The organism is Cytobacillus sp. FSL W8-0315 (genome assembly GCF_038002905.1).
GTDB classification, from domain to species: domain Bacteria; phylum Bacillota; class Bacilli; order Bacillales; family Cytobacillaceae; genus Cytobacillus; species Cytobacillus pseudoceanisediminis.
In genome coordinates this window covers 1,724,640-1,737,082 of sequence record NZ_JBBOOC010000001.1, presented here as the reverse complement: position 1 = coordinate 1,737,082, position 12,443 = coordinate 1,724,640, and the positions used below count along the sequence as shown (strand labels likewise).

14 protein-coding genes and 1 other annotated feature are annotated in these 12,443 nt (G+C 41.7%); of the genes, 2 read left to right on the top strand and 12 right to left on the bottom strand.

Annotated elements, in window-relative coordinates:
* Positions 1-18: 18 nt before the first annotated feature.
* Positions 19-768, bottom strand: coding sequence for a TrmH family RNA methyltransferase (locus tag MKY20_RS08840; RefSeq protein WP_019383093.1), 750 nt, complete (start codon positions 766-768; stop codon positions 19-21).
* Between the two features lie 141 nt (positions 769-909).
* Between MKY20_RS08840 and sspI the strand changes: the two genes are divergently transcribed.
* The gene (sspI, locus tag MKY20_RS08835; RefSeq protein WP_009333207.1) at positions 910-1,116 is read left to right on the top strand and encodes a small acid-soluble spore protein SspI; all 207 of its coding nucleotides are present in this window, start codon (positions 910-912) and stop codon (positions 1,114-1,116) included.
* 123 nt (positions 1,117-1,239) lie between these two features.
* Here the strand turns inward: sspI and MKY20_RS08830 are convergent, their stop codons facing one another.
* Both MKY20_RS08830 and MKY20_RS08825 read right to left on the bottom strand, forming a co-directional pair.
* Complete coding sequence (locus MKY20_RS08830; RefSeq protein ID WP_019383092.1) at positions 1,240-2,325, bottom strand: M42 family metallopeptidase; 1,086 nt, start codon at positions 2,323-2,325, stop codon at positions 1,240-1,242.
* Positions 2,326-2,433: 108 nt separating this feature from the next.
* Positions 2,434-2,925 (bottom strand): dUTP diphosphatase, encoded by a 492-nt coding sequence (locus MKY20_RS08825; protein WP_009333210.1) that lies wholly within the window; start codon positions 2,923-2,925, stop codon positions 2,434-2,436.
* Between the two features lie 141 nt (positions 2,926-3,066).
* Between MKY20_RS08825 and MKY20_RS08820 the strand changes: the two genes are divergently transcribed.
* Positions 3,067-3,480 carry a hypothetical protein gene (locus tag MKY20_RS08820; protein WP_009333211.1) on the top strand — a complete coding sequence of 138 codons (414 nt, stop codon included), beginning with the start codon at positions 3,067-3,069 and terminating at the stop codon, positions 3,478-3,480.
* A 31-nt stretch (positions 3,481-3,511) separates the two neighbouring features.
* On the opposite strand, the gene MKY20_RS08815 is transcribed toward MKY20_RS08820, so the two are convergent.
* From MKY20_RS08815 to MKY20_RS08775, 9 genes are all read right to left on the bottom strand, one after another.
* On the bottom strand, positions 3,512-4,081 hold the full coding sequence (locus tag MKY20_RS08815) for a TVP38/TMEM64 family protein (protein WP_019383090.1): 570 nt from the start codon (positions 4,079-4,081) through the stop codon (positions 3,512-3,514).
* Positions 4,082-4,144: 63 nt separating this feature from the next.
* Positions 4,145-4,417 (bottom strand): DUF1294 domain-containing protein, encoded by a 273-nt coding sequence (locus MKY20_RS08810; RefSeq protein WP_019383089.1) that lies wholly within the window; start codon positions 4,415-4,417, stop codon positions 4,145-4,147.
* A 124-nt stretch (positions 4,418-4,541) separates the two neighbouring features.
* On the bottom strand, positions 4,542-4,901 hold the full coding sequence (gene rplT / locus MKY20_RS08805) for a 50S ribosomal protein L20 (RefSeq protein WP_009333214.1): 360 nt from the start codon (positions 4,899-4,901) through the stop codon (positions 4,542-4,544).
* A gap of 26 nt (positions 4,902-4,927) precedes the next feature.
* On the bottom strand, positions 4,928-5,128 hold the full coding sequence (gene rpmI, locus MKY20_RS08800; protein WP_009333215.1) for a 50S ribosomal protein L35: 201 nt from the start codon (positions 5,126-5,128) through the stop codon (positions 4,928-4,930).
* A 15-nt stretch (positions 5,129-5,143) separates the two neighbouring features.
* Positions 5,144-5,647: a translation initiation factor IF-3 gene (gene infC, locus MKY20_RS08795; protein ID WP_009333216.1), complete on the bottom strand. Its 504-nt coding sequence runs from the start codon at positions 5,645-5,647 to the stop codon at positions 5,144-5,146.
* A 177-nt stretch (positions 5,648-5,824) separates the two neighbouring features.
* Positions 5,825-5,948, bottom strand: a sequence feature (ribosomal protein L20 leader region).
* Between the two features lie 250 nt (positions 5,949-6,198).
* Positions 6,199-8,130, bottom strand: coding sequence for a threonine--tRNA ligase (thrS, locus tag MKY20_RS08790; protein WP_009333217.1), 1,932 nt, complete (start codon positions 8,128-8,130; stop codon positions 6,199-6,201).
* A 715-nt stretch (positions 8,131-8,845) separates the two neighbouring features.
* A complete protein-coding gene (gene ytxC, locus MKY20_RS08785; protein ID WP_019383088.1) occupies positions 8,846-9,730 on the bottom strand; it encodes a putative sporulation protein YtxC in 885 nt (294 codons plus the stop codon).
* A 276-nt stretch (positions 9,731-10,006) separates the two neighbouring features.
* Entirely contained in the window at positions 10,007-10,936 is a 930-nt protein-coding gene (gene dnaI / locus MKY20_RS08780; RefSeq protein WP_217025984.1) for a primosomal protein DnaI, read from the bottom strand.
* Positions 10,936-12,372: a replication initiation and membrane attachment family protein gene (locus MKY20_RS08775; RefSeq protein ID WP_009333220.1), complete on the bottom strand. Its 1,437-nt coding sequence runs from the start codon at positions 12,370-12,372 to the stop codon at positions 10,936-10,938. The genes dnaI and MKY20_RS08775 overlap by 1 nt, the downstream gene beginning before the upstream one ends.
* Between the last annotated feature and the right edge of the window lie 71 nt (positions 12,373-12,443).

The window sequence follows — 12,443 nt, the reverse complement described above, 5'->3', positions numbered from 1 at the left end:
AAAATGGCCGCCCATTTTCTATTTTCTTAAGTGATAAAGAAGAATTCCGGCAGCCACCGCCACATTAAGTGATTCGCTTTTCCCGAATATCGGTATATAAAGGTTTGCTGCTGTATTAGCCAGAAGCTCTTTATTCACCCCATTTCCTTCATTTCCAACGAGCAGCGCGAAGGAATCAGAGGACTCATACTTTGTGTATTCCCGGGCATTTTCCAAAGCAGTTCCATAGACAGGAACTTTACTTTCTTTCAGTCTGCCAATCCAGTCAGACAGATTCCCTCTTAAAACCGGCAAATGGAAGTGACTGCCCTGTGCAGAGCGGAGCACCTTTGGGTTATATGCGTCAACGCTTCCTTCACCCACAATAACGGCATCGATACCAGCAGCATCTGCCGTCCTGATCATCGTACCCAGATTGCCGGGATCCTGGACGGCATCAATTAATAAAAACCGTTTTCCTTTTACTTCCTCGGAAGATGGTTCCTGACTGCAGACAGCAAAGATTCCCTGCGGCGTTTCCGTATCCGCCAGCTGCCCGATGATTTCTTCTGTAACCATTGTTACAGGGATGTCGCCATAATCCCATCCAGGAGGCATGTCTTTATTTTCACTAATGATTATTTCAGCTATTTGATTGGCTTTCAGTGCTTCTTCCACTAAATGAAAGCCTTCAACCAAAAAGGTTTCTGTTTTGTCCCGCTCTTTTTTGGTCAAAAGTTTCTTCCATTCTTTAATTTTTGGATTTTTTGCAGATTGTATATGCTTCAACACGGTCTCTCCTTTTATAGAAAATCCCGCACAACCGGAATTTCTTTATACAGTTTTTTCATTATAGCCTATTTGAAATACATAATAAAAGCGAAATTAGAGAAGATAATAACGAATTAAATCTGGAAGGAGTGCATCAAGGTGAATTTAAACCTGCGCAATGCCATTTTACACAATGTTTCAGGCAACTCTCAAGACGAACTTAAAGATACGATCGTAGATGCCATTCAAAATGGGGAAGAGAAAATGCTGCCTGGATTAGGTGTTTTGTTTGAAGTAATTTGGAAAAATTCTTCAGAGGAAGACAAGCTGGAAATGCTTCAAACATTGGAGAGCGGCCTTAAATAAAATGAAAAAACTCCGGTATAGCTCCGGAGTTTTTTTAATTCTGCTAAATAACAAAGGGTAAAACTTAGATAACTGTCCAGCGCCATCAGCTCTCGGGTCAAAGCAGCGGGCCTTCAGCTTTTCTTATTCAAAAGTAATCCTATCCACTGTTTCCTGGTCAAGCTTCTTAATCACTTCAGCAATAAGCTTAACGGCATTTTCATAGTCATCGCGGTGAAGCATTGCTGCATGGGAATGGATATAGCGAGTTGCAATGGTGATGGAAAGTGATGGAACTCCATTATGAGTAACATGAATGGCTCCTGAATCTGTTCCGCCGCCAGCGATGGCATCAAATTGATATGGGATATTCAATTCATCCGCAGTGTCTGTTACTAGATCACGAAGACCTTTGTGCGAGACCATTGATGCATCATAAAGGATGATTTGCGGCCCTTTGCCCATTTTGCTCATGGCTTCTTTTTCAGAAATCCCTGGCGTGTCACCTGCGATTCCCACATCTACACCAAATGCGATATCCGGCTCGATTTTTTGAGCCGAAGTGCGGGCTCCGCGAAGTCCAACCTCTTCCTGAACCGTTCCTACACCATATACTTCATTTGGATGATCAGCATCTTTCAATTGCTTAAGCACATCAATGGCAATTGCACAGCCGATGCGGTTATCCCAAGCCTTTGCCAATAGCATCTTTTCATTATTCATAACCGTAAACTCAAAATATGGAACCACCATGTCACCAGGTTTTACTCCCCATTCTTTCGCTTCTTCACGGCTTGAAGCACCAATATCAATGAACATGTCTTTAATTTCAACAGGCTTTTTGCGCGCATCCGGGGATAAGATATGCGGAGGCTTAGAACCAATTACCCCGGTGATATCTCCCTTGGACGTTACAATCGTCACACGCTGTGCAAGCATAACCTGTGACCACCAGCCCCCAACTGTCTGGAAGCGGATGAAACCTTTATCATCAATGTTTGTTACCATAAATCCAACTTCATCTAAGTGGCCAGCCACCATGATCTTAGGGCCGCCTTCTTTTCCGGTTTTTTTAGCAATCAGGCTTCCCAGTCCATCTGTTGTCACTTCATCAGCATATGCTGCTATGTATTTTTTCATAACCTCGCGCGGTTCGCGCTCATTTCCCGGAATTCCTTTCGCATCCGTTAAGTCTTTAAGCATGGTTAACGTTTCATCTAATTTAGCCATCATTTCGACTCCCTTAATATTTATTCAACCCTATTATACCGAACATGCGATTTAATATAAAGAATTATCAGACGGATATTTACTCCGGCTGCAGGCGGACCTGCAGGATTAGTATCCTTCAGCCTGCCTTTTATAATTTACTTCATTTTTATCTATATATGCTTTTTCTATATCTGAAGAGTTAAAACCAAGCATTTCCCCTAGCTGCAAATAGGCAGCAATAAGCTCTTTATAATCGGCTAGGGAACGGCTAGTCCGAAACTGTCCGATTTCATCATATACAGACAAAAACTGGCCATTCACTGACTCTGCCTTTTCCAAAGGAACAGCATATTCCTTTTCAGCATCAAATCCGCATTCAATTCCAAGTGATAAAATGAAATGTATACCGTCTACAAACTCTTCCAATACTGTTTCCTGAGGGGAGGATGGCTTAAGGCTCCAAAACTTGAAGCATCTTGTCTCATTTGCAAGCTCTCCCAATTCAACCAGCAGCGCAAGCACCTTACGTTCAAATAAATCTTCTTCCTCTAAACCATGATTTGATTCTATATGGCTGTCCAGCCCTTTTTGCATTTGAAATAATAGCTGATAATTCATTTTCCACCATCCTATAAGAAATAAATGATTAACATACAAAACATTGCCTATCAAAAAAATTATAACAAATCGCAAAAAGGTTGAAACTTTTTTTAATCTCATCCGTAAAGTAAGGAAAATAATAATGGAGGGCTGGTTAATATGTGGCTCCTGCGTATGCTATTGTTTGCTCTGATTCTTTTTCTTATATACACCGCGGTAAAATATCTGCTGAATTCTAAGAGAAAGCTCGAGCTTGCCCACGAACAGAAACGATATTATTTTTGGGATGACCAGGAAAATGTCAGGAAGAACTTCCTGATTACGTATAAAGGGGTTTTATTTGAGGGCGAAAAATATCTGGGAACCACGGACAATGCCTTTGATGTGGTCTCCATTTTCATCTGGCCGCACAATACATCGGCCCTTAAAGGGATGGTAAGGGAGGATTTTCTTTTTATAGAAAGAAAGATAACCGAGGCCTATCCCACTGCAAAAATTGACTGGAAAAGCCCTGTGAAGGAATTTATGCATAAAACAGCTTCACCAGGAGATGAAATTAAAAACCATTTATAAAAAAAACGTTCGGCAGCCCCGAACGTTTTTTTTATGCTGCTTTAAAGAATTCCTTCCATTTAATGACAGTCACCTTTTCCCTCAGCACAAATACTAAAACAGAAAGGGAAAGCAAAATCAGAATAACCATTGAAGGAGTGAATCGGCTGATGAATTCTCCGAAAACGGTATAAAAAACAGCCAGCGGCAAATTGGTGATCCAAGAATTTTTCAAATATTGATCAAAACCCTTATTCCTCTCCATAAGACAAAAGTTCAATAAATGGTAATGAATAAAAGGGATGAGCCTTAAAACCGCAACCTGACCGACAGTCAAATTCCGGTATTCCCCGAACCACCGCTTTCTTAGTAATGAAAGCTTTTCATGTGTCCTCGGCATTTTTGTGATCAAGAAATAAAAAAGAATGCTGCTGATCATCAGTCCTGCAATGGAGAAAACAGAACCAAAAAAACTTCCAAACAGAACTCCTCCAGTTATGCAGACAAGCGGTACCGGAATGAATAGAAACTGCCTGATGATATGAAAAAAGATAAAAGCAATGGGAGCAAGAATTCCAGCAGTCTCTGCCATGGCAAACAATAGAGTCAATTGATCATTCATGCCTTCACCTCTCCCCGATGTCATTCCTGCTGTTCCCTAAAGCTTATGGATAGCCCTGATTGTTTATGACAAGAGAATAATCAGGTACACAAGTAAGCCTGCTTCAAGCATCGCCAGAATAGGCAGTCCCCATTTAAACTGCACATGCTTTGTTTTATGCCTGAAAGCCTTCATTCCAAGAGTCATTCCCGCAGCCCCGCTCAAAATGGCTGTGATCCAGAGATTTTTTTCGCTGATTCGATACTGATTCCGTTTCGCCTTCTCCTTATCAAGCTTCATCAGATAAAAACCAGCCACATTCATAATCAGATAGATAAGAGCAATTGTCTTGACCATGAGCTTTCTCCTTTATATGTATTAAGTCTGTATTGAGCTTAAATGAAACAAAAGCTTCTGTCCATTTAAAGCAAAATAAAAACCATTCCCACATTTAAGGGAATGGCTATTTTATGAATAATTATTACTTGCTAAGCTGCTGCTTTGCAACTGATGCTAATTCAGCAAATGCTTTTTCGTCAGCGATTGCTAATTCAGCAAGCATTTTGCGGTTAACTTCGATGCCAGCAAGCTTTAAACCATGCATTAAACGGCTGTAAGAAAGACCGTTCATGCGAGCTGCTGCGTTGATGCGAGTAACCCAAAGTTTGCGGAAGTCGCGCTTTTTCTGGCGACGGTCGCGGTATGCATACATTAGGGATTTCATAACCTGCTGGTTAGCAACTTTGTATAATGTATGTTTTGAACCGAAATAACCTTTAGCTAATTTGATGACTTTTTTACGACGTTTGCGAGTAACTGTACCGCCTTTTACACGTGGCATATTATTTCCCTCCTAATTTCGAGATATTACTTAAGATTTACTAGTAAGTTACGGATGCGCTTGTAATCGCCTGAAGAAACAAGAGTTCCTTTGCGAAGCTTACGCTTTTGCTTTTGAGATTTGTTAGCGAACATATGGCTTCTGTAAGCATGAGAACGCTTCAGTTTACCAGAACCTGTTCTTTTGAAACGCTTAGCAGCGCCGCGGTGAGTTTTCATTTTTGGCATTGGGAATTCCTCCTCTTACTTGTCGTTTTTCGGTGCTAAGACCATAAACATGCTTCGGCCATCCATTTTTGGATGCGATTCCACTACTGCAACTTCATTGCATGCTTGTGCAAACCGGATTAAAACACGCTGGCCAATTTCCTTATGCGTAATGGCACGACCTTTAAATCGGATCGATGCTTTTACTTTATCGCCTTTTTCAAGGAATTTAATAGCATTGCGAAGCTTTGTATTAAAGTCATGCTCTTCAATAGTCGGGCTAAGACGAACTTCTTTAATACTGATAATCTTCTGGTTTTTGCGAGCTTCTTTATCTTTCTTCTGCTGCTCGAATTTGAACTTTCCGTAGTCCATGATACGGGCTACCGGAGGTTTCGCATTCGGTGCAACCAGAACAAGATCCAGATTGGCACGAGAAGCAATTTCAAGTGCGTCGAATTTTGATTTAATACCTAACTGCTCGCCGTTTTGGTCAATAAGACGGACTTCGCGGGCGCGAATGCCCTCGTTTAACAACATATCTTTGCTAATAGCTAGACACCTCCAAGGTTTAATGCGAACACAACGTTTGGGTCAAGAAAAGCGCAAGCGCCTGCTGGAGCAGACAACTTTTAAGCTGCCAGCTGCACCGGACCAAAGCTGAATCGCAAGTTATGCAACATTTCTCTTCCGGAGCGGAAGCAGAGCTGTTTTTAACCAAATAAAAAAGTGCGGATGAAAACACCCACACTTACGTATATAAACAGAAAATGTTCACGTAAAACCTGCCAACTGCACTTTGCGTCAATCAGGTGAGAAGCGGGTGCTTCTTCTTTTCCTCAAACTGTATTCAATTTACCTTAGCTACTATATCACAAAGTATGATTTCGTGTCAAACGAATAACTTTTATCACAACGAAGAAAAGCATAACAAAATTAATCGCTTTTGGCAATATGATTTCAACATTTTTTCAAAATGAATTTAATGCCAACTTTCTGGTTTGCACAGCTGACTTGGGTATTACAGATTCTGCGGCTGTCACAAAAACTTCACAAAAAAGGGCTGCAGCTCGTGCAGCACTTTTTCATAATTATCGTTTAACTTCTGCTTTTAATGCTGAGATGAAGTCTTCAAATGAAACTGTTTCTGATTTTTGCTCTCCATATTTACGGACATTGACAGCTTTTTCAGCTACTTCATTGTCCCCCACAACAAGCATGTATGGAGTCTTTTGCATTTGAGCTTCACGGATCTTATAGCCGATTTTTTCATTGCGGTCATCCAGCTCTACGCGGAAGCCCTCTGCCTGAAGCTGCTCCCGGACTTGTTTTGCATAATCAAAGTGAATATCAGGAGAAACCGGAATGACCTGAACTTGAACCGGGGCAAGCCATGTTGGAAATGCTCCCTTATACTCTTCAATCAGGAATGCCACAAAACGCTCCATAGTGGAAACGACACCGCGGTGGATAACGACCGGACGATGAGGCTTTCCATCTTCGGCTACATAAGTCAGGTCAAAGCGTTCAGGAAGCAAGAAGTCCAGCTGGACAGTGGATAATGTCTCATCCTTTCCAAGAGCAGTTTTAACTTGAACATCCAACTTCGGACCGTAGAAAGCTGCTTCACCTTCTGCCTCAAAATAATCAAGGCCGATTTCATCCATGGCTTCTTTAAGCATTGCCTGTGCTTTTTCCCACATTTCATCGTCATCAAAGTACTTCTCAGTATCCTGTGGATCTCTGTAGGAAAGACGGAATGAGTAGTCATTGATATCGAAGTCTTTATATACTTCAAGAATCAGGTGTACTACGCGCTTAAACTCTTCCTTAATCTGGTCAGGGCGGACAAAAATATGAGCATCGTTCAGAGTCATGCCGCGTACACGCTGAAGGCCGGATAGTGCTCCTGACATTTCATAGCGGTGCATTGTTCCAAGCTCAGCAATACGGATTGGCAGTTCACGGTAGCTGTGGATGCCATTCTTATAGATCATCATATGATGCGGGCAATTCATTGGACGAAGAACAAGCTGTTCGTTATCCATTTCCATTACAGGGAACATATCTTCCTGATAATGATCCCAGTGCCCGGATGTTTTATAAAGATCTACACTTCCCATGATCGGAGTATATACATGGTCATAGCCCAGTCTTTCTTCCTTATCAACGATATAGCGCTCGATATTGCGGCGGATTGTTGCCCCTTTTGGAAGCCACATAGGCAAGCCCTGTCCGACTTTTTGCGAATTCATGAACAAGTTAAGCTCTTTGCCGATTTTACGATGATCACGCTCTTTCGCTTCCTCAAGGAGACGCAAATGCTCGGCCAGGTCTTCTTTCTTAAAGAAAGCTGTTCCATAAATGCGCTGAAGCATCTTATTGTCACTGTCGCCTCTCCAGTAGGCGCCAGCAATACTTAATAATTTAAACTCTTTTAGTTTGCCGGTCGATGGAACGTGGACTCCGCGGCAGAGATCAAAGAATTCGCCCTGCTCATAGATTGTCACTGTTTCATCTTCAGGAATGGCTTCAATCAGTTCAAGCTTGTATTCATCACCAATTTCCTTGTACATCTGAACCGCCTCATTACGGCTGACTTCCTTGCGGACAACGTCAAGGTTTTCATTAATGATTTTCTTCATTTCTTTTTCTATCACAGGAAGGTCTTCTGGTGAAAGTGATTCTTCGAGGTCGATGTCATAATAAAATCCGCCTTCAATGACAGGACCTACCCCAAGCTTTACATTTTTATATAAACGCTTGATTGCCTGCGCCATTAGATGGGCAGTACTGTGGCGAAGAACCTCCAGCGCATCGTTTGAGTCCGGTGTTACAATTTCAATAGCTCCATCCTTTTCGATTGGACGGCGAAGATCATACATTTCTCCATCCAGCTTGCCGGCAATTGCCTTTTTCTTCAGGCCCGGGCTGATCGAAGCTGCAATATCTTCTGTTGTCGTTCCCTTAGGGTACTCCTTTACAGCTCCATCTGGAAACGAAACTTTAACAACTTCTGACATGATATTTCCTCCTTATTTATAAAGTGAAACTCCAATCAGGAGTCATTTTCTCCTGATTGTTAGTTGAACTTATCGGGCCTTACGGGCAGTTATCCATACATACTTATCGAGTGTAACCAACTTGCATGGGTATATACTGTCCGTTAGACTGCGATAAAGCGCAAGCGCCTTGATCAGCCCCGACAAGCACAAGGCGGGCCTCATAAAAAGGCGTTCTTTCCTTTTTTGAAGGATCCCCGAAATGTGGAGGCGACTGCCCAGGGACGAAGACAAGCCCTGCAAGAAGGCGTTTTCTCCTTCTGAAAGGGATGGGTTAGTCTTTCGTCCCCTGGAGCCGCAACTAGACAAACTTGTGACCTCGAGGGGCTAGGCGCTGGAGCTGGATTCAGATTTTGCTCCTAAAACGGGTTATACACTTGAAAAAATAAAAAAACCCGTCCCTAAAAAAGGGACGAGTTGTATTTAACACGCGGTTCCACCCTACTTCTCGTTCTCTTAGAAGAAAAACGACTCTGTAGTAAGATAACGGTCTTTTTTTCCCGCCAGCCCATTTCCTGGCTGGAGTTCAGAGGCGGTAAGCATTCGAATCGTGTTAGGAAGGTTTCAGCCCTGCCTTCCCTCTCTTTAAACCGTATCAGAATACCCATATCCTCATCGCAACTTTTGCTCGATTTTTATAATATGTACGTTATTATAGTTTGTTATTTCAGGAAAATCAAGGGTATCTTTTACATTTTTCATCATCGGCATAAGAATGGGCGTTTTGATAATTATAAAAGGCTTCAATAGAGCTTAATTCAAGTCTTTCTTCAAAAATATTGCGGATTGTTCTGACCAGCGGCTGCTCGAAATCATCTGAATACAGATAAATGGCTGAAGGTGCGATTGAGAGCAGCGGCGCAATCGTAACAGAATCCACGTATACAGGATGATTGGATAATAGCTTGCGGTCAATCATTCTTAATAGCTCTCCGCGTTTAATTTCGCACAAGTGCTCATCATAAAAATAAACACCTTCATCCATCACGACATGGATCGTATTAATCTTTGGCTGCTTTCCTGACAGGAAGTCCCTCAATGTATGAATAAACATCTGATATTCCTGCTCCATTTTATATTCATCGATGGAAACTTCAACGTATTTGGTCATTTCATTCATAAGCGGCCGCATTCGGAATTTTACAAAAGAATCAAAAGAAAAGGAAATGTTATTCTGAAACAGCTGATCAATTGCGCTCCTCAAGCTTTCTTTTACATCCAGGCCACTGACAAACGCAGCAAGATCCTCCCTGCTTCCTTCCAAAATAGAGTGAATGATTTCAAGAATCTGCTGCTGTTCACCTTCATCCTCATAATAATAATGCTCCATCAGTATCCGTTTAAACCAATCATCCTGCTTCTGGTTCACTATAAATTGAAAAAATACTTCCTTAACAATATTCAGGACATTGCCGTTATTTCCAGCAGAGACTCTGACTATATGTCGATCTTCAAAATGAAGAATATTATTATCACATTGACAAAAAGACTGCAGCTGCACATAAAGATGCTCATAAAAATTCCTCGCATCCGTGCTGCTTTGGAAAATGATTTCGATCAACCAAATCCCCCCTTTATACAAATCTCTGTTCTATGTATATGGCGGACTTGGCCAAGTTAGAAGTGGGATTAGCCTTTTAGTGCATTAAACTATAAGAAAAGCGGAAGCGCCTTGCCCATGAAGGAACGCAGACTAAAAACGCCACGTCCTCCCAAAAGCTAATGCTTTCGATCGTGCGATGTATACGCTGCCGAAGCTAGACAGTATCAAAGTTCAAAGGAATGATTTCTTACTTTATAACAAAAGCTGCCGGATACTTTATCGGCAGCTTTCAGATTATACTCTTCTGTTCGGTCCTTCTACAAGCACTGGTTCAGCAAGGTATTTAATGCGCTCCATGATTCTCCTTGCCTTCATTTTCTCTTCCTCTCCGCGCTGGCTGTAGGAGAGATGATGTTCAAGACCCTGCAGGTCGAAATTGGAAGTAAAGAAAGTTGGCAGGCTTTCCTGCATGCGGAACTGCAGAATCGGCCCTAAAATCTCATCCCTTGTCCAGCTGGACATGGTTTCTGCACCAATGTCATCAAACATTAAAACCGGTGCTTTTTTAATGGTTTCAATTTTGCTGTTAAGAGTTTGATCTCCAATTGAATTTTTCAATTCCCTGAATAGTTCAGGAACGTAGACAATCATGGAGGATACTTTCTGGCTTGCAAGCTTATTGGCGATAGCACCAAGCAAATAAGATTTTCCTACACCGAATTTCCCATAAAAATAAATTCCTTTTCCCTTGGATCCCGGCTGGTAGTCCATAACAAAAGATGCCGCCTTATCAACGGCCTCAATACGATCGTCATCATCATATATGGAATCAAAAGTGGCATGAAGGATATCAGATGGTACATATAAGCTCTGAATTAATTTTTCATTTCTCCGCTTCTCATCGTGCATGACCTTGCGCGGGCACTTATCATATTTCAGATCGACCGATCCTCTTTGAATCACAAGTTCCGGATGATAGCCCTGCATAAAGTTCACACAGCCCTCCAAGCTTGAACATTTATTGCACTCCTTGCTCTGCTGTGTATACTCAAAGAGTTTGCTAAGGCTCTTTTCAACCATCTCAGATGTCAATTCATCTTGATGAGTTTGGATAAAAGCCTTCACTTCAGGGTGATTAAGCGTTTGGTTTCTCATCCTTTCATACCTTTTTTGAAAACCTTCATTGCCCGCAAGGCGCCTTAATGTTTCATTAATTTTCTCCATCAATCAGTCACCTCCTGTGAACGCAGTTTTTTTAATTTTTCATGAAGCTCCTTTTTCTTCATTTCCAGCTCATACTGATCCTTTTCGCTTATTTGCTGCTGGGGCTCTTTCTTTTTGGCTGATGAACTGCTTTTTTCATCAAACCAGTCCGGAAGCATCTCTGTCCTGATTGGCTTCTTTTTGTTACCGGTTGTGCTGGCTGTTTTCTTTCCTTCCGCCCAATCCAGGTATTGACGGTGTTCTTTCTTAGCTAAAGCAATAGCTTCCTGGGGTGTTTTTATTTTCTTTCTAGCCCAGTGGCCAGCTATTTTTTCTACGTAGCCTTTGGTCAATTTCATATCTGTTTTGAGCATAACATATTGAATCAGTACATTAATTACCCCTGGCAAAAGCTTTTGCTGAAACATGACATCTTCAATGATCTGCATATCGCCTTTTGATGGCTCTGCCCCTCCTGATATATCTTTTAATAGCTGCCTTGGTGAGGTGATTTCCAAATAACGGATCAACTCTTCTTCCTGCGTTTCAGGCTGTTTTTTATGAGTCTGATGGATGGCAGGCTGAACCCTGTCAATCAGGGATGGCAGCTGGTCCTGGTTTTGGAATTGATACCAGTCCCGTGCAGATTTTCTCAACTCATCAATGTTTATCTCATTATCTTCATTTACTGCGCTGATGACGATATTTTTCATTTGAATGGGGTCGATTCCGTACAAAAAGGCAAGATTGCTGATAGATTCCTTTACTTTAACTGTAATGGCCTTTTTCGGTACTAGTGATTCATTCAGCCCTGCCTGAAGCAGTTCAAAATTAAAATCTTCATTCCCGATTTGAATACCTTCCTGCTCCTGCCTTCCAATATACCCTTCCACCTCTGATTCATTCATCAGCTGCACCACTTCATCGTCAATCTCAAAAGAACCAGGGTGTCCTGATTGAAATACATCCTGAAAAGCCTTGGTTACTTCCTCATACCCTGTAGCTGTCTTCACCTTCTGTTCTGAGAAGAAGCGTTTAAGCCTCATAAATTGGTTTCTGCCCAATTTCTTATAAAGATAAATATTAAGCATGCCATCAAGGAAAAATTGTTCAGGTGTCAGCGGGGGAAGCAGTTCATAAATAAATGACCTTGTCTCTTCATCTTTGTTTACGTATACCTTTAAAAGTCCTATCCCTTCAAGCTTAAGGCGGGCTTCATATATATCCTTAAGCCCCATGTCCATGAAATTCATTAAACTATGGTGTGAATTAGAAGATGACCATAGCCGATTTTCTTCAAGTTCCGCCCATAATGTCATATATAAACTGAAGCACACAGAGCCAATGAGCGGCTGGTATAACAGCGTCAGCACTTTTCGGTCATAATCATGCAAAAGCCCGCTGGCTGCTACTGTATATCGATCAATGGGGAGCATCTCCTGCCAATGCTGGGCCATGGTATTTCACCTTTTTCTATTAAGAATATTTATCACATTGATTAATATCAAAAACATATACCGTAAAAAAA